This is a genomic window from Crocosphaera watsonii WH 8501 (assembly GCF_000167195.1).
Lineage (GTDB): Bacteria > Cyanobacteriota > Cyanobacteriia > Cyanobacteriales > Microcystaceae > Crocosphaera > Crocosphaera watsonii.
Map to the genome: position 1 here is coordinate 1 of NZ_AADV02000066.1, position 19537 is coordinate 19537.

At 36.2% G+C, this 19537-nt stretch carries 17 protein-coding genes and 4 pseudogenes; 12 read left to right on the plus strand and 9 right to left on the minus strand.

Annotated features, from left to right (window positions below):
- Together CWATDRAFT_RS20125 and CWATDRAFT_RS20130 are read left to right on the plus strand one after the other, a co-directional pair.
- Window positions 1–443, plus strand: a pseudogene (locus CWATDRAFT_RS20125) (J domain-containing protein); the annotation flags it as partial.
- An 11-nt stretch (window positions 444–454) separates the two neighbouring features.
- Window positions 455–727, plus strand: a complete 273-nt coding sequence (locus CWATDRAFT_RS20130) for a DUF3143 domain-containing protein (protein ID WP_007306765.1) — start codon at window positions 455–457, stop codon at window positions 725–727.
- Window positions 728–911: 184 nt separating this feature from the next.
- Here CWATDRAFT_RS20130 and CWATDRAFT_RS20135 read toward each other — a convergent pair whose 3' ends face one another.
- On the minus strand, window positions 912–1292 hold the full coding sequence (locus tag CWATDRAFT_RS20135) for an AbrB family transcriptional regulator (RefSeq protein WP_007306780.1): 381 nt from the start codon (window positions 1290–1292) through the stop codon (window positions 912–914).
- 314 nt (window positions 1293–1606) lie between these two features.
- Between CWATDRAFT_RS20135 and CWATDRAFT_RS20140 the strand changes: the two genes are divergently transcribed.
- A complete protein-coding gene (locus CWATDRAFT_RS20140) occupies window positions 1607–2050 on the plus strand; it encodes an Rrf2 family transcriptional regulator (RefSeq protein WP_007306766.1) in 444 nt (147 codons plus the stop codon).
- A gap of 62 nt (window positions 2051–2112) precedes the next feature.
- Window positions 2113–3084 (plus strand): adenosylcobinamide-phosphate synthase CbiB, encoded by a 972-nt coding sequence (gene cbiB, locus CWATDRAFT_RS20145; RefSeq protein WP_007306767.1) that lies wholly within the window; start codon window positions 2113–2115, stop codon window positions 3082–3084.
- A 43-nt stretch (window positions 3085–3127) separates the two neighbouring features.
- On the opposite strand, the gene hmpF is transcribed toward cbiB, so the two are convergent.
- Window positions 3128–4735, minus strand: coding sequence for a pilus motility taxis protein HmpF (gene hmpF, locus CWATDRAFT_RS20150; protein ID WP_007306779.1), 1608 nt, complete (start codon window positions 4733–4735; stop codon window positions 3128–3130).
- 308 nt (window positions 4736–5043) lie between these two features.
- Here hmpF and CWATDRAFT_RS20155 point away from each other — a divergent pair, with 308 nt between their 5' ends.
- Entirely contained in the window at window positions 5044–5802 is a 759-nt protein-coding gene (locus tag CWATDRAFT_RS20155; protein WP_007306768.1) for a DUF4388 domain-containing protein, read from the plus strand.
- Window positions 5803–5891: 89 nt separating this feature from the next.
- On the opposite strand, the gene CWATDRAFT_RS20160 is transcribed toward CWATDRAFT_RS20155, so the two are convergent.
- From CWATDRAFT_RS20160 to CWATDRAFT_RS34185, 3 genes and pseudogenes are all read right to left on the minus strand, one after another.
- Entirely contained in the window at window positions 5892–6227 is a 336-nt protein-coding gene (locus CWATDRAFT_RS20160; protein ID WP_007306778.1) for an ISAzo13-like element transposase-related protein, read from the minus strand.
- Between the two features lie 38 nt (window positions 6228–6265).
- On the minus strand, window positions 6266–7291 hold the full coding sequence (locus tag CWATDRAFT_RS34180; RefSeq protein ID WP_071892152.1) for an IS701 family transposase: 1026 nt from the start codon (window positions 7289–7291) through the stop codon (window positions 6266–6268).
- A 236-nt stretch (window positions 7292–7527) separates the two neighbouring features.
- Window positions 7528–7902 (minus strand): annotated as a pseudogene (locus CWATDRAFT_RS34185) (RNA-guided endonuclease InsQ/TnpB family protein); the annotation flags it as partial.
- A gap of 54 nt (window positions 7903–7956) precedes the next feature.
- Here CWATDRAFT_RS34185 and CWATDRAFT_RS20170 point away from each other — a divergent pair.
- The 3 genes from CWATDRAFT_RS20170 to CWATDRAFT_RS34195 all read left to right on the plus strand — a co-directional run bounded on the left by CWATDRAFT_RS20170 (window position 7957) and on the right by CWATDRAFT_RS34195 (window position 9595).
- A complete protein-coding gene (locus CWATDRAFT_RS20170) occupies window positions 7957–8538 on the plus strand; it encodes a helix-turn-helix domain-containing protein (protein ID WP_007304320.1) in 582 nt (193 codons plus the stop codon).
- 64 nt (window positions 8539–8602) lie between these two features.
- Window positions 8603–9244 carry a transposase gene (locus tag CWATDRAFT_RS20175; RefSeq protein WP_050018371.1) on the plus strand — a complete coding sequence of 214 codons (642 nt, stop codon included), beginning with the start codon at window positions 8603–8605 and terminating at the stop codon, window positions 9242–9244.
- 132 nt (window positions 9245–9376) lie between these two features.
- Window positions 9377–9595 carry a hypothetical protein gene (locus CWATDRAFT_RS34195; protein WP_042711978.1) on the plus strand — a complete coding sequence of 73 codons (219 nt, stop codon included), beginning with the start codon at window positions 9377–9379 and terminating at the stop codon, window positions 9593–9595.
- A gap of 216 nt (window positions 9596–9811) precedes the next feature.
- Here the strand turns inward: CWATDRAFT_RS34195 and CWATDRAFT_RS20185 are convergent, their stop codons facing one another.
- Complete coding sequence (locus CWATDRAFT_RS20185; protein WP_007303587.1) at window positions 9812–11437, minus strand: IS1634-like element ISCwa1 family transposase; 1626 nt, start codon at window positions 11435–11437, stop codon at window positions 9812–9814.
- A gap of 138 nt (window positions 11438–11575) precedes the next feature.
- Window positions 11576–12716 (minus strand): annotated as a pseudogene (locus CWATDRAFT_RS20195) (IS1380-like element ISCwa5 family transposase); the annotation flags it as partial.
- Window positions 12717–13079: 363 nt separating this feature from the next.
- Between CWATDRAFT_RS20195 and CWATDRAFT_RS20200 the strand changes: the two are divergent.
- The 3 genes from CWATDRAFT_RS20200 to CWATDRAFT_RS20210 all read left to right on the plus strand — a co-directional run bounded on the left by CWATDRAFT_RS20200 (window position 13080) and on the right by CWATDRAFT_RS20210 (window position 15012).
- Window positions 13080–13661: a helix-turn-helix domain-containing protein gene (locus tag CWATDRAFT_RS20200; RefSeq protein ID WP_007306770.1), complete on the plus strand. Its 582-nt coding sequence runs from the start codon at window positions 13080–13082 to the stop codon at window positions 13659–13661.
- A gap of 64 nt (window positions 13662–13725) precedes the next feature.
- The gene (locus CWATDRAFT_RS20205) at window positions 13726–14367 is read left to right on the plus strand and encodes a transposase (RefSeq protein ID WP_007303151.1); all 642 of its coding nucleotides are present in this window, start codon (window positions 13726–13728) and stop codon (window positions 14365–14367) included.
- A gap of 48 nt (window positions 14368–14415) precedes the next feature.
- A complete protein-coding gene (locus CWATDRAFT_RS20210) occupies window positions 14416–15012 on the plus strand; it encodes a tetratricopeptide repeat protein (RefSeq protein WP_007306771.1) in 597 nt (198 codons plus the stop codon).
- 224 nt (window positions 15013–15236) lie between these two features.
- Here CWATDRAFT_RS20210 and CWATDRAFT_RS20220 read toward each other — a convergent pair.
- Window positions 15237–16722: pseudogene (locus CWATDRAFT_RS20220) on the minus strand (IS1380-like element ISCwa5 family transposase).
- 252 nt (window positions 16723–16974) lie between these two features.
- Between CWATDRAFT_RS20220 and CWATDRAFT_RS20225 the strand changes: the two are divergent.
- Window positions 16975–18927: a tetratricopeptide repeat protein gene (locus CWATDRAFT_RS20225; protein WP_198139006.1), complete on the plus strand. Its 1953-nt coding sequence runs from the start codon at window positions 16975–16977 to the stop codon at window positions 18925–18927.
- Between the two features lie 32 nt (window positions 18928–18959).
- Here CWATDRAFT_RS20225 and CWATDRAFT_RS20230 read toward each other — a convergent pair.
- Window positions 18960–19537 (minus strand): IS5 family transposase (locus CWATDRAFT_RS20230; protein ID WP_007306773.1); only part of this gene is annotated, 578 nt, incomplete at its 5' end.

A 19537-nucleotide genomic window follows, 5' to 3' on the forward strand; every position in this document is an offset into this window, starting at 1 on the left:
CGTACGTGCTCATAGAGAGTTGAGCAGACGTTATCACCCTGATACTACAGAATTACCCGTCGAACAAAGCAACAGCTAAATTTCAGAGTCTCAATGAAGCTTATGGGGTACTCAGTAATCCTCAGACCCGATCGCTGTATGATCTAAAGATAGGTTATTCTCGTTTGAATGTCATCCAAGCCCCTTCAGAACCGAGCAAAGACCCAAAAACCGGTCAATGGTCTACTTCTGCTTATTTGGATGCCAGCGATCGCCCCTTGTCGGGAGGGGAATTATTTGCCCTATTTATTTTAGGATTAACCTTAGTCGGTTGCTTGGTTTTGGCCATTTTTATTGCTATTGTAAGGGGCGATGAAGTAATCCCTAACACCGCCTTACCCCAAGACTATGCTTCAGTAACCCCTATTTTTGTCTCTGAGGCACATAATACCACTCAAACCTAATTAACCCTATTATGACCCTTCCTGCCCCTGATACCCCCCTATATAATCATCCCCTTCCCATGATTGAACAATGGCTATCCGGTTTAGGGTGTCAACAAGATCAACAAAACTTAAACTGTTGGACAGTGACTAAACCTAACTGGAAAGCACAACTTAACTTGGATGTTGAAGAAATTATTGTTTGCTATCTTAAAGCAGGGGCCGATGGTTCTGATATTACCCGGGCTTTTAAGTATTCTCTCTCCCGTGAGGACGTTGAAGCTGCTGTTTTTAGCGAACCTTAGTTTTTGATCGACAGTAATCACATATTTCCGAATAAAATAAATATTATGAGGGCTACTTCCCCAGATCGGGAAAGCAACCCTCGCTCTCAATAATACGTTCTTACTGTTTTGGTTAGCGTTGCTCAGTTATAGGCTAAGCGACGCTATTTTTTGTCTGTTAAATCAAAGATAAAGATAACGTTTATTAGTCATCTTCGTTGGGCGCACCTACCTGTTTAAGATGAATATGTTTACGACCTAAGGTAATCTCGAACTCATCTCCTGATTTGAGACCCATTTGTTTGGTATAAGCTGAACCAATCAAAAGATTACCGTTGGATTGTACACTAATCTTGTAACTGGCTGAACGGCCACCTCTTCCTTGACCTTCGGCGTTACTATCAAGCTCGATGCCTTCAGCATCTATTAAAGCATTAAGAAACTTCATCATATTAACGCGCTCTATACCATTTTTGGTTTGGGTATAATAGCCGCAAGCTCTTGCTTTTTCTTCTTTGCTAAGATCGCCTAGTTCTTTGACTTTATCTACTAGAGCGGTACCGGTTAGGGGTTTATCTGGTGTCATTAACTTCAACAGTAACTTAAGTGGATAATAGGGTTGACAGAATGGTAACTAACTAAGAGGGTAGTAAAAATTTAAAAAATAATCAAGTTACTAACTGTCTCTATCATTATTTTACACACAATCTGCAAAATTTATCTACCATTCCACAAGATCAATAATAATTCATTGTTCCCAATATTTCGACCCTAACACCCAACAAATTTACAAATGTTTGACTTTGCTCCCTTTTAGCTTTAGAAAAATGTTATAAATTCAACAGCAATCTATCATCACCCTCTGATAATAACCAGAAAATATTGAGAAGAATCAAGCAAATGAAACTAACAACTCGCAGTCATTATAGCGTTAAAGCCTTACTGGATCTAAGTTTACAGCCTAACTACGGTCCAACCTCAGTAAAAGCGATCGCCAAGCGACAAGAGTTACCGGCACCCTATTTAGAAAAATTATTGATTGAAATGCGTCGTAATGGGTTAGTTAATTCTTTACGGGGATCTCGAGGTGGCTATCAACTAGCCCGTCAACCAAGTGAAATTTCTCTGGGGCAAATATTAGACGCAGTTGGGGAGACAATTGAGCCTTTACCCCACTATAACCCCGATCTTGACCAAGTAGAAGATTGGGTAACTTTTAGTCTTTGGAAGCGACTCCATCAGAAGCTCAAAGAAGCCCTTTACAAGATTACTTTAGCGGATCTTTACTACGATGCCCGTAGCTGGAAAGCCTCTCTTGGAGAAGCGGTCAGTTTTATTGTCTAAGGAAATAATTATTAGTTTAATACCCACATAGCAGAACATACTTTTGAGGATAAAGACTTAATTTGGATACAAATGCTACCATAATTGTTCTCATCTTTGCTGCCATTTTCGACTATCTTATAGCCGATCCTTGGGGATGGTTACACCCTGTACAAGTTATGGGTTGGCTGATCTCAAGATACTCTCAATTTACACTTTCCACTTGTCAGGGTAAGAGGCAACGGCGTTTGGCGGGAGTTATTTTAGGATTAGGGTTAATTATTGGCAGTGGAATGGCGGGGTGGAGTCTCCATTTAATTACTGATCATCTCCATCCATGGCTGGGCATTTTTCTAGAGATTGTTCTCTTAGCCAGTTGTTTTGCAGGGCGTAGTTTAAGACTAGCTTCCCTTGATGTCTTAACCCCATTAAGAGAGGGAAATATTGACCTAGCCAGGAGCAAACTCGCTCAATATGTGGGTCGTGATACAGCCAATCTCTCCCCCGAAGAAATCTGGCGTGCTACCCTAGAAACAGTGTCAGAAAATGCTATAGATGGGGTTACAAGCCCTTTATTTTATGCGATCGCAGGAGCCTTTTTTCCTGGGGTTGGACCAGTTGCTTTGGCTTTGGCTTATAAAGCAGCCAGTACCCTAGATTCTATGGTGGGTTATCAACAAGAACCTTTTACGGATTTAGGCTGGTTTAGCGCGAAATTTGAAGATATTTTAACTTGGATTCCTTGTCGTCTTACTGTTTTAACCTTGGCTATCCTATCAGGAAAGCCCATCCTTGTTTTATCCATTTGTCGTCGAGATGCCCCTCAAGATCCTAGCCCCAACTCAGGATGGAGTGAATGTATTTATGCTGCTATTTTGGGGGTTCAATTAGGGGGGGAAAATACTTATCAAGGGGTGATCAAAGAGAAACCATTATTAGGAGATCCTCTAAATCCTATTACCCCTCAAAGCATCCAAAAGGCTCTAAATTTAACTCGAATTTGCTGTTTACTCTGGCTAGGATCGGGGATTACTGGATTATTAATACTGGGTTAGTTATGTTGTTGAGGATCTTTGTGATCTACTGAGACTGAATAGCTTAAGAGGGATTCAACCACTCACCAAGAATCCCTAGTTGATGTTTTGTTTCATTCATTGGCCGTTCCAAAGGTTTCAAAGTGTTTTCATAGAGATCGAGACGAACCTGTAATTGAGCAACTTCCACTTGTGCCTGTTGCCAGTTTTCTCGTTCTCCTTCCAATTGTTTTGTCTTTTGAGCCTGTTCTGTATCCAGTTGTTTAATCATAGCCTGGGTTTCTTCAACACTTTTGTGTAGATGCTGAATTTCCGTTGCCAGAGCTTTTTGTTCCTGGATGACCTTATTTTCCCATGTTTCCAATTGAACAACTATGGGGTCTAAATTAATGGTAGGTGTCTGGCCATCAAACTCCATAACCCCTTGACGACGGCGTAAAACCCGTAAATGTTGTAGTAAGATTTCTTGTCTTTCTTTGAGATTCCGTCTTTGTCCCGTCAATGTTCTGTCTAAAAATTCTTTTCTTTCCTGTTCTTCTGCCAATTCGTTTTCTAGTTCTAAACGCTCAAAATCACCGACGTTAGCTAACTTATCTTGCAATTCTTGAACCGTTTGACGTTGTAGAGTCAATTCTTCTTCTTGATCATTGACAAAACGTACCAATTTCTCTAAATCTTCTTGTAAACTTTTTAGCTTTTCCTCTAATTCTCCCAAGGGCATATTTTCCAGAGAGACTAGATCAACCTTCCCCTCTGAACCTATGTCCGCCGTCCCATCAGCCACTTGTTCCAAGGAGTGTTTTAATTCTTGAATAACCTGTAAGTTATCGTTGACCTTTTTGCAACGGTCTTGTTTATTACTGAGAATATTTTGTTGAACCCCCCATTGAATTTTCGCTTCTTCGAGGGAAATTTGGGTTTCTTCTAAAGCCTGAAAACGGTTTTCAAGAACTTCCCCTTGTTGTTGTACTTCTCTAGTTTGGCGTTGTACCTGTGACTTGAGGCTATCTAATTCTTGCCAAAACGGATTGAAAATTTCTTGTTGTTCTTCTAAAGCTTTGAGGGCTGCGGAGAAAGGTTTTTCTAGAGATTCTAGCCCCAGAGAACTCTCCGCGATGCGAATCACAAGTTGTTGGATTTTTTCAGCTTCTATCCCAGGTAAATCTAAGATTCGACCAAAACGACGTTGAAAGTCCTGTAGTTGTTGTTGAGTTTGATCAACTCGATCCCAGGCCGAATCAGCTTCTTGACGGCGACGTTCTATTTGAGAGAGTTCCTTTTCCACCTCTTCCATCTGTTCGAGACGAGTTTCAATCTCCGCTTCACGTCGCGCTAACTCCTGACTTTGATAAGTTAGAGATTGTTTCCACTGCTCTATCTCTTCTTGTTGGGTTTTTAGCTTTTCTGAAAGACGAGATAACTTTTGTAACTGTCTAACTAATTCCGGGGCAGCGGTCTGGGGTTCTCCCTGAATTTGACGATTATTGCCCAAATTCACCATCAAGAGGCTGCCTTCTCCCATCTGATCAAATTCATCAAGGGCCATGACCTCTTCCCCAGGAACAGGACTCCAGGTTTGATCGTTATGTTGACAAGCTAAGAGTTTAATCTCTGTTCGAGAACCACTCATAAAACCTCTTGTCTGTTTTTTGACTTCTGCAAGATATAGCACGAGCCACAATCCTCTCGATATTGCTGTTGTCTAGATTGTTAACATGGGGATAATGTCGGGGGGGCAATGGAACTTAGGAATATGGTATCCAATAATTCTACTCCCTGTGATCACAAGATCGCCTTACTGGCACCACCTGAATCTATTATTGTCACATATCCACAAAAATTGATTAAAGAATTCATATAAATATTTACTATTGTAGCTTGACCTAGTTGTTTGCTCAAAATGTCAATCTTGAGCTAAGATGACTAAGCATAAGCCATTTCCCCCATTTTCAAGGGCAATCGCCATCGGTATAAATCACTATGCAGGGAACTTTAAATGAGATTGACATACGTAGCATCCTGCAATTGATCGAACTGGGACAACGGACAGGAGAGCTATTGATCGAAGCCCATCAAACATCATTAGGGAAGGCATCATACTCATCACAAGTAGGGACAATTGACTCCCCTAAAGTATTTTGGTTAGTTTTTTTCTTCAACGGGAAAATTGTTTATACCACCCATAGCCAAAATAGAGGGTGTCGTAGGTTACGGGACTATTTATCCCGTTATAACGTCGATATTATCCCAGAAGACCTGGAAAAAGTACAAAGGATCACTCATAACGAAATTGAATATGCTTACTTATGGCAATTAATTAAACAAAATCGCTTAACTCCAGACCAAGGCAAAAGTATCATCGGGCAAATGGCAAAGGAAACCCTCTTCGACTTACTCAGTTTACGACAGGGGGCATTTATTTTTGAAATGGGTTTAGTCTTAGATCCACTCTTGATCAGTATAGAAATCGAGCCATTAGTCAGGGAAATGATGCAGGAAGTGCAACAGTGGAAACAACTACATCCTTATTTTGAGAGTCCCGAACAAGGGTTAACTATTGCTGCCGCCGAACAATTAAAAGATAGCTTACCGCAAAAAGCCTATGAACAAGGTGATTTCCAAGAAAAAGTTTCCCACCCATTCTCAGAATCTGTTTGTAGAACATCTCAAATAAGCGAAAAGGGAAAAATAAAAAGTTGTTCGCGGATACTTTCCGCGAACAAAAACCTCCCTATCTAAAAGAAAGAAATACGCTAACTTTTAAATTAGCTTTGACTATTTTTAAAAAGGAAATTCACTTAATTTTACACTCTTATTAACTTTTTAGACTAACTGGGTCTAATCAAAATATCCCATTTAGGTAAGTGAGGATTACGTTCTAAACGTTTCTCAATTTCCTTCATCTCTTTTTTCGTTAAAGAAATGCCTTTTTGATAAACTTTTTTACTTAACTTAACTATCGGATTTAAACCTTTCCATGTCATAGTTTTTACCCAAGCTAACATCGTTTGAGCATTTCTCAGAAGTGTTCCGTTCCAATGCCTCTCTAAAATTCCCCAAAATCTTTCTATGGGATTATATTTACTAGGAGTTACGCATTGACAAATTAACTTAAATATGAGTAGCTTTAAAGAGAGACAACGATCGCTAATTATTAGAGTCATTAAAATTGACGTAATAATAACAATAACTAATCTATAAATTAGGCTGATAATTTCAAATTTATTTGCTCTAAAATAAAATTCCGATTAACTTCAATAGACAATTCTCTTTGGAGTTGATACCAATTATCAATTAACTCATTAGCTCTCATTAATTCAAGTTTAATAAAAGCCCGTAAAGAACTAAAGAAATGGGTCAATATAGCTTCTGATTTTCTGACTATAAATTTATTGATACCACATAATTGTTTGAGCGCACGATGGTAACATTCAATAATCCAATGAGTTGTTTTCAACAAAGTAAATAGAGTTTTATCTGTTTCTCTTAAGTCTTTATTCTCTTTGTCAAATAAAATATAAAAACGAAGCATCCCGTTTTTGAAATGTTTCTTAAATACTTTAACTTCGCCAAACTCTTTTAAGTAAACAATTGTCCCATTTTCCTCTATTTCTAAGCTTTCAACGGATTGATATTGTCCTTTAACGATTGATACTTGTCTATTTTTAGCTATTCCTATCATGAAACCTAATTCTTGTTTTTTCAAAAATTTAAGGTTCTCTTTAGATGAATACCAACTATCACCAGTTACATAAATTGGCCTCAGTCCCCAAGCTAAAACTTCCGATAGCATCATCCGAAAATAATCATTTTTAGACAGATTATCTTCTTTATCATAAAGTCGATAATTTAGAGGGACTGAAATTCCATTAGGGTCAGTATATAATAAAGTAACTAAATTAATTCCTTTGATAGTTTTATGTTTATTTCCTGACCAGAAATAACCAATAAATTTACTTAATTTAGGATTACTATAAAGTTTTTCAATGACTGTATCATCAATACTTAAGGTTCCCCCACTCAGTTCAATGTGCTGTTTAAATTCATTGAATAAATCAACAGGTTTATAGCTTTCTCTTAATAAAAAACGGTTAACACTATCATGAGATAAATCCTCAAATATCTCGGATAAACGATTACAACCCGAATATTTGGATTCAGCAATTAAATAGTAAGTATAGAGTTCTAAATGACATTTAGCCGTTGATTTCTTCGTTATAGTTCGGATATCTACCTCCAGTTCTTATAATCCTCTCTATTTTATCAGTTTTTTGCTTTTTGTTAACAGCGATCGCTTTCTCTGTTTGGACTATGCACATTCTAAACCATCTGTCAATGCGTAACTCCTAACGAGTTATTTATTTTTCCATAACCAAAAATTAACCTCTCTTGCTCAGTGCAATCAGTGCAATCAGTGCAATATTGACATCCTCACCGCACTTTTAGGGCGGTGATTCCCAAACCTCACGATTTAGGTTTCTGCTTCAATGCAGTCGCCTTCCGAGATTTACTCTTTTCAGGTCTTACACTCGCTCCACAGACTGACACCCCAAAGGGGTTCGGCAATAGCGAGTGGGGGAAACCCCCAAGACCGCGCTGCCTCACCGCAAGCCCTGCGGCCAAAATATTGTGACTGGCGTTAATGTCACGGTCATGGTTAGTCCCACATTTAGGGCATTCCCATTCCCTAATATCTAACGGCAGTTTATCTACAATGTGACCACAATTTCCACAGCGTTTACTACTAGGAAAATAGCGGTCAATTTTGACTAATTTTTTGCCATACCACTCACATTTGTATTCTAATTGACGGTTAAACTCTCCCCAACTAGTGCAGCTTGGCGAAAGTAATCCACCAGATTTTTACAGAAACTTTCGTGACTAGCCACGACAATGTGTTTCAATGAAACTAACGGAAGAATCTCGAAGTTGATGTCCATGATAAAAGCATTGCCAATTAACCTCTCCAACCTACAGAAAACAGTACTCCAACAAATAGTGAGAGGGACAACAAACCCCTATCGCCTTGTTAGACGAGCCAAGCTAATCTTAGCCGCAGCATCAGGAGAGAGCAATAGTTCGATTAGTCGAAGATTAGAATTAGACCGAGTACAAGTGCGTCAGTGGAGATCGCGATGGTTTGAGGAGAGAGAAAAACTGAGTGCCGCCGAAGAACAACAGGTAACGGAGAAAGCATTAATGGTCTTGATCAAAGGAATTTTAAGCGATCGCCCAAGACCTGGAACAACAAAATCCTTTACGGTCGAACAAGTAGTCCAGATTGTAGCGATCGCTTGTGAAGAATGTGAAAAATCAGACAGACCAGTGAGCCATTGGACACCTTCAGAGTTGGCGGATGAAGCCATAAAAAGAGGAATTGTCGAAAAGATTTCCCCCCGTAGTGTGGGGCGTTTTTTTAAAAGAAGCGACATTACAACCACATCTCGTTCGTTACTGGTTAAATGCCAAAATTGATGATCCCTTAAAATTTAAAAAGCAAGTCAAATATATCTGTGAACTTCATCAAGAAGCTAAAACTTTGTTAGAACAAGGAATTCATTTAATTAGTACAGATGAAATGACAGGGATTCAAGCTCTTGAGAGATTATTTCCGAACAAAAGAATCAAGCCTAAACAAGTAGAAAAAATCGAATTTGAATATGAAAGACACGGAACTTTAAGCTTGATTGCGAACTGGGATGTGGCAAGAGGAAAAGTTGTTAGTCCCTCTATTGGATCGACAAGAACAGAACAAGATTTTTCTGAACATATCCAGAGAACGATTAAGATTGATGAAAAAGCAGAATGGATTTTTATTGTAGATCAACTCAACACTCATAAATCGGAAAGCTTAGTCAAATTAGTAGCAGAAAGCTGTGGAATTACTATTGATTTGGGGAGAAAAGGAAAGGAGGGGATTTTGCAATCTATGGACAGCAGAGCAGATTTTTTATCAGATGAATCTCATCGAATTCGCTTTGTTTATATTCCTAAACATACATCGTGGCTTAATCAAATTGAGTGTTGGTTTTCGATCTTAGTCCGGCGTTTACTCAAAAGAATTACTGTCCGTTCAACTGAAGAACTATCCCAAAAAATTCTCAATTTTATTGATTACTTTAATCAACATTTTGCTAAGCCGTTCGTTTGGAAATTTAAGGGCTTTAAAGATCATAAGTGACTGGTAGATTATTTTTGCTAAGCTGCACTAGTTCGTACCCGTGAAGACTTAGAAGGTTTATCTGCTGATACGGACAAGGTATTAGGGATTTTTGCGGCGGAAGATACCTACAACGACACCACTGAAGCTAATTTGGTAGAGCAAGGTTTTGTTGACGAGAATGGTGATTTAATCCTTTATGGACAGCCAGGGAACGAAAATCCTCCTACCGTTGCCGAGATGTTAGAGGCAACTTTAGAGTTAGATACATTTGCTAACGCTGAAGACGGCTTCCTGGTGGTTCTCGAAGAAGAAGGAGCGGACAATTTCCCCAACAATAATAATACCCAGATTCCGCACTTCAAAATGTAGTATAAAAAAATACATAGTTTTAAAAAGTCCGAAAATCATACCTGGGCAAGAATATTTCTCTTTTCATTAAATTTTTAGGAAAAATAATCAAATTAAGAAGATTTATACTCATTGAAAACTTAGCAAGACTCAGCACAAACGAAGGAGAGTTTCCTCTTCTCATTTGATATCATTAGACTCTTATTCTTTTATTATTTTTGCTTTATCCAATTCAATTTATAGATAATATCTTTGACAAGATGCAGGTAATAAACTCAATATAAAACGCCTTTCTTCTGTTAAATTGACAATTTGTTTAACTCCGTTTAAAATCACATAATGAATACCTTGAAAACATTGAAATATCCACCTCAAAGTCGGACGCAATGTTACTTTCCCTACTTGATTATTTATTCCTTTTTTGACTCTTTTTAAACAATTTCTTAATTCTCTTTGCCCCAAGTTATAAATCAACAAACACAAAGACATTAAAAATAACATTGTTTCTATTCTTTCTGGTTTTTCAACGAAGAAACTATCAGTAAAAAATAAGGGATCTTTCAAAAATCGAAATCCTCTTTCCGTAGATTGCTGGTTTTTATAAGTTATCAGAATTTCACTAGCTTCTAATTTATTTTCCTCTACTAAGTTAGTTGCTAAAATAAATTTTCCTGCTTCTTTAGTCTTTCTACTTATCTCTTCATCTTTTTTGATGATCAGACTAATCATTTTATAAATCTTTTCCTTTTTTTTCGAGTAAGTTTCAATCAGTTCAACTTCTTTTATTTCCAACAATCTCAATTTTTTATTAATAGCTTTTAATTTATATCGAGCAGCTTGAGGATGTTCAAATTCTTCAGATTGTATTTCTTTAAGAAATTTTTGGGATTTCTTCTCTTCTTGGGAAAGTTGTTTTTCTAGTTTTTCCAAATCACTTTTCTGTCTTTTTTCACTCAAGACTATTAACCAAGTTTGCTTGATTCCACCATAAGTAACAATTTCTTCTTTCCAGGTATAACTTTCTAAATTTAGGTCACTTCTTTTTTCTTTATCTTCGTCTTTTACTTCTTCCACCTCTATATTTTGCACTAATTCTTTTGCTTTTTTTATGGTCATTGGAACTCTCGTTATCCATTTTAAATGTTGGATTAGTTGGAGATTTTCTTGACCATATAAAGCACTATCACAAACCATGATACTATCAAACTTTATTTGCTTTTTGAATTCTACTAAAACTTTTCCAAATACAGCTTTATCAGATTCATTTCCATCTCCTACTCTCACAAATAATGGAATATCTCCATCTTGGCTTGTTATTAAATCCAAGACACATTGTTTTAAGTCTGGTCTATGATCCCGAGAATATCCTTTCTTAATAAAAATTGGTCTTTCTTTAATAATTTTTTCTTCTTCCTGTTTCTCTTTATCTTCTTCCCTTTTATATTCTCCATCTAAATGAAATGATGTGGAATCTAAATGGGAGTATTTAAGGTCTATTTTGAATTTTTTAATTACTTCTAAAACTACTTCAATAAAAATATCATTTAGTCCATATTTATATAATTCATCCATTACTCTCCCAATTTTATCATCATTAAGGTAATCAGGTTTAATTCTTTCTCCTAACAATTTCTCAATGGCTTTATCTTGAAAAAACTGACTGAATAAATATAGAGGTCTTGAAACAAATCCTAGTCCATTGATTAAAATAGACTTAACTACTGTACCTGCTGAGATTTTTTCTCTAACATCTATTCCTAATTTATTATTAATTATTTTGACTATTCCTATTTCATCAATTAAACCAGCTACTATCCCTAAATGGTCTAAATTTTTAACTTGTATTTCTTCTAAATAAGACATTTTTCGCTCTTTTTTTACAGAGGAAACAACTTAAGCAATTATCCCACTTTTTTGTCTTCAAGAGCTTAAGCAATTATACTTAATTATTAACCCCAGGCTTGTAGTATTTAATGCTACTTTTTGAAGTGCGGAATCTGGGGTATAAAGTTTTGAGGGTGGAATTTTTGAAGCGGGCAAAGATGTCACCACATGGCGCATTTTTAAGCCATCACTTCCATAACAAACTTTTGTCACTACTCTTCTTTGACAACTCCATGACTTTTCTGTTTTATAACGAATAGAGCGATACCAAGTAGAAATTGGTACTAATTTTTTAACTTCTTCTAAATCTTCTTTTTTCTGAAATAAACTATCCATTAATTCAGTTATTGGAGCTAGTTTTTTTTTCATATTCATGTTTGGCTTTTTCAATTACATCATCCGCTCGTAACTTAAGAACGCCATTTGTTCCCATAGCTATAACATAATCAACTAAAGGCTGATTTTCACAAAAATAGAAGATTTCTTCACGGGCATAGGCACTATCACCCCTAACTAGGATATGAGTCTCTGACCATTTTTCTCTAATTAGTCCGATAATTCTTTGTAATTCGTCTAAGGCTCCACCGGCTGGATCTACATTAGATGAACGAAGTTTAGCAACTAATAAATGATGCCCACAGAAAATATATAAAGGAGCATAACATACTCCGTGATAATAACTATTAAAAAATGCCCCTTCTTGATTACCATGTACTTGGTCATCCGTGACATCCATATCTAATATAATACTTAAGGGAGGTTTTTTATAAGACTCTAAAAAAAATTCGACAAAAGATTTTTCAATGGCTTCAAAGTTGGGTTCTATTTTATGATAACGACTCGTTTTTTGGTCGAGAATAGTCTCAGGACAATATTCCAATCTATTAATTGTACTTTTTCCAGCTAACCATCCCTTTTTATCTTCAAGTTCATTAAGCTTTTCTAAAGCGATCTTAAGGGCAGGATCGTGACGTAATTTATCATGGTCATTGACATCTTCATAGCCTAAAATAATTCCATAAAGCCTTTGTGCTAATAACTCATGAACGGAATGATCTACATAAGATTGATGACGATGATCTTGAAAACAGTTACCAAACTTCTCCGTAATTCCCAGTTTTTTATCCAACTCAGCTATCCAGACAATCCCCGCATCTGAAGTGATTAGTCCCCCATCAAAATTAGCGATTATTTCTTTTCCTTTCTGTTTACTAAAGTTGATTACTTGACGAGGGGTTCGGGGATGATTGGGACTCATCAAATCAGTTTAAGGCAAATTGCTTTAATAATTAAATTATAGCATATTTTATTCTAACAATCTAGTACTATTAGAGATTTTATTAATAATTTTTTTGGAAAAATGAGTGATTGATTTATCTTTTCATCTTTGTCTAATTCGGGTTGATTTTAACTTAAAATCTGACAACAGACTGTTGGTTGGGGAAATCTGCGATCGCTCTGTTCAAACCCACTTCCTGTAAGGCTTCTGTGTTTGGCGATCGCAGATTTTGTGAGAAATTCGGGGCGAGGGATTCCCATATAGACTCTTAACTAGACTAGTGCAGCTTGGCGAAAGTAATCCACCAGATTTTTACAGAAACTTTCGTGACTAGCCACGACAATGTGTTTCAATGAAACTAACGGAAGAATCTCGAAGTTGATGTCCATGATAAAAGCATTGCCAATTAACCTCTCCAACCTACAGAAAACAGTACTCCAACAAATAGTGAGAGGGACAACAAACCCCTATCGCCTTGTTAGACGAGCCAAGCTAATCTTAGCCGCAGCATCAGGAGAGAGCAATAGTTCGATTAGTCGAAGATTAGAATTAGACCGAGTACAAGTGCGTCAGTGGCGATCGCGATGGTTTGAGGAGAGAGAAAAACTGAGTGCCGCCGAAGAACAACAGGTAACGGAGAAAGCATTAATGGTCTTGATCAAAGGAATTTTAAGCGATCGCCCAAGACCTGGAACAACAAAATCCTTTACGGTCGAACAAGTAGTCCAGATTGTAGAGATCGCTTGTGAAGAATGTGAAAAATCAGACAGACCAGTGAGCCATTGGACACCTTCAGAGTTGGCGGATGAAGCCATAAAAAGAGGAATTGTCGAAAAGATTTCCCCCCGTAGTGTGGGGCGTTTTTTAAAAGGAAGCGACATTACAACCACATCTCGTTCGTTACTGGTTAAATGCCAAAATTGATGATCCCTTAAAATTTAAAAAGCAAGTCAAATATATCTGTGAACTTCATCAAGAAGCTAAAACTTTGTTAGAACAAGGAATTCATTTAATTAGTACAGATGAAATGACAGGGATTCAAGCTCTTGAGAGATTATTTCCGAACAAAAGAATCAAGCCTAAACAAGTAGAAAAAATCGAATTTGAATATGAAAGACACGGAACTTTAAGCTTGATTGCGAACTGGGATGTGGCAAGAGGAAAAGTTGTTAGTCCCTCTATTGGACCGACAAGAACAGAACAAGATTTTTCTGAACATATCCAGAGAACGATTAAGATTGATGAAAAAGCAGAATGGATTTTTATTGTAGATCAACTCAACACTCATAAATCGGAAAGCTTAGTCAAATTAGTAGCAGAAAGCTGTGGAATTACTATTGATTTGGGAAGAAAAGGAAAGGAGGGGATTTTGCAATCTATGGACAGCAGAGCAGATTTTTTATCAGATGAATCTCATCGAATTCGCTTTGTTTATATTCCCAAACATACATCTTGGCTTAATCAAATTGAGTGTTGGTTTTCGATCTTAGTCCGGCGTTTACTCAAAAGAATTACTGTCCGTTCAACTGAAGAACTATCCCAAAAAATTCTCAATTTTATTGATTACTTTAATCAACATTTTGCTAAGCCGTTCGTTTGGAAATTTAAGGGCTTTAAAGATCATAAGTGACTGGTGGATTGTTTTTGCTAAGCTGCACTAGCTTTGTATCGAAAAAGTATGGTCTTACAAGAGTTAGAACAATATGAAGAAGCATTAATTGCTATTGATAAGAGTATTGAATACATTAGTAGTGAGTCTAAGTCTAGGTTTTACTTTCAAACTTATAATCAACGAGGAAAAATTTTAGAAGATTTAGGGCGTTATTCAGAAGCAAAAGAAGCTCATGATAGGTCCATAGAAATTTATCCTTCTGGGTTTTCCTATTTCAACAGGGGTTATCTGCTTTTCTTAAAATTAAACCAACCTCAAGAAGCAATCAAAGATTTCGACAAAGCCATTGAATCAGATAAGATTTTGGCTTATGCACTCAGGGCAAGCGCATATTTGACGTTAAACAACTATGAAGCAGCCTTAGCTGATATGAATAAATCCCTTGAATTTCAACCTGGAGAGGCTTATAGATATGGGTTGCGTGGCATGATTTATAGAGGGATGAAGAATTATTCTCAAGCCCTTGTTGATCAGACTAAGGCCATAGAATTAGAGCCAAATAATGCCGAACACTATGACGCACGACATTATACCCACTGGTTCATGGGCAATATCCCTGAAGCCTCTGCTGACAAGGCTAAACCCGGATTTCTCACAAATTAATTTGAAAGCCCAATCCAGAGATGAAAAATGATAATTTTTAGGACTAATAGAAATTTTGAATATAGATGAATAAAAAAATTGACTTTGATTATCCAAAAATTGAGTTTAAGAGGGAATAATTATATTAACTTTTGATTTTCTCCACGATAAATAAGACTAAATGAAAGTATCAGTCAGTCAACAACTTATGATAGATATCTTTTTTAAAAAACAACTTATTCTACTTATCCAGTATTAGGAATAGTTTTAATTCTTTTGTTAGCAATAGACAAAATATCTTGATAAGGACAAGCACTAGCTATAGCGATAATAATTCTTCTACAACTAATCTTTATTCTGGCTCCCAACTTAAGAAGATTTAGACGTATTCTTCCCACAGTTTCTTTAGCCAATGAAGTTTTTTTATAAACAGTGTTGACGAAAAGCATTTATGAGAACATAAGCCCAGGAATATATCCATAATCTTAGTTGATTACTTTGAAATGTTTGAGTTGAAGTTCTATCAGCTAACAAGTCTAATTGTTATTCTTTAATCCGATTTTCCATCTCGCCTCTCGGACAGTATTTTTTTGTATAAAGTTTTGAGGGTGGAATTTTTGAAGCGGGCAAAGATGTCACCACATGGCGCATTTTTAAGCCATCACTTCCATAACAAACTTTTGTCACTACTCTTCTTTGACAACTCCATGACTTTTCTGTTTTATAACGAATAGAGCGATACCAAGTAGAAATTGGTACTAATTTTTTAACTTCTTCTAAATCTTCTTTTTTCTGAAATAAACTATCCATTAATTCAGTTATTGGAGCTAGTTTTTTTTCATATTCATGTTTGGCTTTTTCAATTACATCATCCGCTCGTAACTTAAGAACGCTATTTGTTCCCATAGCTATAACATAATCAACTAAAGGCTGATTTTCACAAAAATAGAAGATTTCTTCACGGGCATAGGCACTATCACCCCTAACTAGGATATGAGTCTCTGACCATTTTTCTCTAATTAGTCCGATAATTCTTTGTAATTCGTCTAAGGCTCCATCGGCTGGATCTACATTAGATGAACGAAGTTTAGCAACTAATAAATGATGCCCACAGAAAATATATAAAGGAGCATAACATACTCCGTGATAATAACTATTAAAAAATGCCCCTTCTTGATTACCATGTACTTGGTCATCCGTGACATCCATATCTAATATAATACTTAAGGGAGGTTTTTTATAAGACTCTAAAAAAAATTCGACAAAAGATTTTTCAATGGCTTCAAAGTTGGGTTCTATTTTATGATAACGACTCGTTTTTTGGTCGAGAATAGTCTCAGGATAATATTCCAATCTATTAATTGTACTTTTTCCAGCTAACCATCCCTTTTTATCTTCAAGTTCATTAAGCTTTTCTAAAGCGATCTTAAGGGCAGGATCGTGACGTAATTTATCATGGTCATTGACATCTTCATAGCCTAAAATAATTCCATAAAGCCTTTGTGCTAATAACTCATGAACGGAATGATCTACATAAGATTGATGACGATGATCTTGAAAACAGTTACCAAACTTCTCGGTAATTCCCAGTTTTTTATCCAACTCAGCTATCCAGACAATCCCCGCATCTGAGGTGATTAGTTCCCCATCAAAATTAGCGATTATTTCTTTTCCTTTCTGTTTACTAAAGTTGATTACTTGACGAGGGGTTCGGGGATGACTGGGACTCATTAAATCAGTTTAAGGTAAATTGCTTTAATAATTAAATTATAGCATATTTTATTCTAACAATCTAGTACTATTAGAGATTTTATTAATAATTTTTTTGGAAAAATGAGTGATTGATTTATCTTTTCATCTTTGTCTAATTCGGGTTGATTTTAACTTAAAATCTGACAACAGACTGTTGGTTGGGGAAATCTGCGATCGCTCTGTTCAAACCCACTTCCTGTAAGGCTTCTGTGTTTGGCGATCGCAGATTTTGTGAGAAATTCGGGTAAAGTCATAGCGTTAGAGCCTGAGAATGATGAGCATTATTTTGAGAGACAAAATTTATACTTTTTAAATGGTCAATACAAACTAGCACTAGAAGATGTTCGACAAGCCATTAAACTGAACCCTAAAGAGGCAGAATACTATCAACAAAGTGGAATTTTAAGAAATAGTCTTGCAGATACTCAAGGTGCTTTAGAAGATTACAATAAAGCCATTAAATTTAATCCGAATTATGCCCAGGCTTATTATACTAGAGGGTCATTATATAGCACAGCATTCTCAGATTATGGCAAAGCAATGGCAGACTTTACAAAAGCCATTGAACTTAATCCTAAGTTTGGGGAGGCTTATATTAGCAGAGGTTTATTGCAGGCAGTATTATCAGATTTTCAAGGGGCATTAGAAGATTTTAATCAGGCTATTCTATTAAGCAAAGATCCTGATCCTAAGATGAATTTGCTATGGAATGGAACACCTGTAGAAGACTATGAATCTTTAGGGATGTACAGACGGATTGCCGATAATCTTCTCGAAGGTGTGGAAGAAAATGATCAGAATTCTAGGACTGCTGGTATTCACAAATATAGGGGTGATATTCGTCTACAATTAAAGGATACAGAAGGAGCATTACAAGATTATAATGAAGCCATTAAACTTGCTCCAAAACAAGCAGATGCTTACGTCGCAAGAGGAGATTATTATACTCAAATGCAACAAGCAGAAAAAGCCAAAGCTGATTATAATAAGGCAATTACAATTTATTCAGAATCTATCGAAAATCCGACAATTAAGGCTAGTTTGTTCATACATTATAGCGATCGTGCAGAAGTTTATAGCAAAATTAAGAACTATCAAGCTACCATTGCTGACTACACTCAAGTTATTGATATTGGTGGACCTAATCTCTTTCTAAGCTATGAATCAAGAGCAGTAATTTATCAACAAGTCAAAGACTACGAAGCTGCTATTAAAGACTTTTCTAAAGCGATTGCAATCCAACCAGAATTTATACGTATTTATGGACGCAGAGCCATCGTTTATTTGGAGATGAAAAACTATGAGGCTGCTCTTACAGACTTGTCTAAGATCATTGAATTAGGTAAAAATAGTCAAGAAACTGAGGAATTTGTGGTTGTTTTCGCTTATTTACAAAGAGGAAAATTATATCAACAAGCAAAAAATTATCAAGGGGCAATTGAAGACTTTTCTAGTTTAATTAAATTACAACCTAACTCACCTGAATCAGTGGAAGTTTATGGAAGAAGAGGTTTAAGTTATGCTCAATTGAAAAATTATCCAGCAGCCATTGAAGATTTTTCTAGTTTAATTAAATCACAACCTAAAAATCATCAAGGTTATACCTATCGTTGTCGTGTTTATATCGAGTTGAAAGATTATAATCAAGCTATGAAAGATTGTAATCAAGCAGTTGCAATTGCTCCCAATAACCCAGAAGTTTATTTCGCCCGTGCTGGTGTTCATAGTGGTTTAAAGAATTACTCAGCAGCCATTAAAGATGCTGATAAAATCATTGAAATTGCCCCAGATTTTCCTGTTGGTTATTGGGTAAGAGGAGCTATGTATTTTGCACAAAATAACCCAAGTAAAGCCTTATCTGATTATGAATTAGCATTGAGTAAGAATGATAAATTTGCCCCTGCAATATCGAGTATTGCTTACGTTAAATATAAACAGGGAGACAAACAAAAAGCCATTGAATTATGGCAAAAAGCTCTTACTATTCAAGACGATTTGACAGGGACTAAATTAGCCTTAGCTGTGGCATTATACCAGGAAGGACAACCAGAAAAAGCATTATCTTTAGCCAAAGAAGCTATTAAAATAGATGAACGGTTCAAAGATATTAATCATCTTCAAGACAATTTATGGGGTAAACAATTGATACAAGATACAAAACCCCTCTTGAATAAGGTTAAATAACGTAGGGTTTGCTGAAAAAGTTTCTCCAAAATTTATGCCACTTTTGACCAAGAATTTTCTGACAAATCAATAAGTTTTAGTACATAAAAATTGTTTAAGGTATAATCAAAATTAATGAAAGGCGGTTTGATGAGTTCCCCTGTTCTATTATTAGTAAATAAGGACAAAAAAAGCGACAAAAACTGCCTCAGAAGTTTAGAAAGATTGACAACTAAAAATGTAATAGCAATAGATGTAATGGAGGTTTCAGGGAGTTTTGTCATCACGAGATTTAGGCTAAATCTTCGTTTAGCTTGTCCAAACTTTCCCTCAATAGCATTACGGAAGCATTCATCGGAGTGGGCTTGTTTCTTTTCTTCTTCACTGACATTTTTCGGAGGTCTTCCTAACTTCGGACCACTGATTCTTATCCCTCTTTCCTTACACCAATTTCTGTTTTCCCTAGTTCGATAAATTTTATCTACATGGACGGATTCGGGATAATAGCCAAACGTTTCTTTATACTTTTCTACTTGTTCTTTTAAATGACAAGATTCATTGAAGTTTTCCCAACTTATTTTGTCTAGAAACACATAGTTATCTACACAGCTTACTGAGAGTTTAGCTCCAA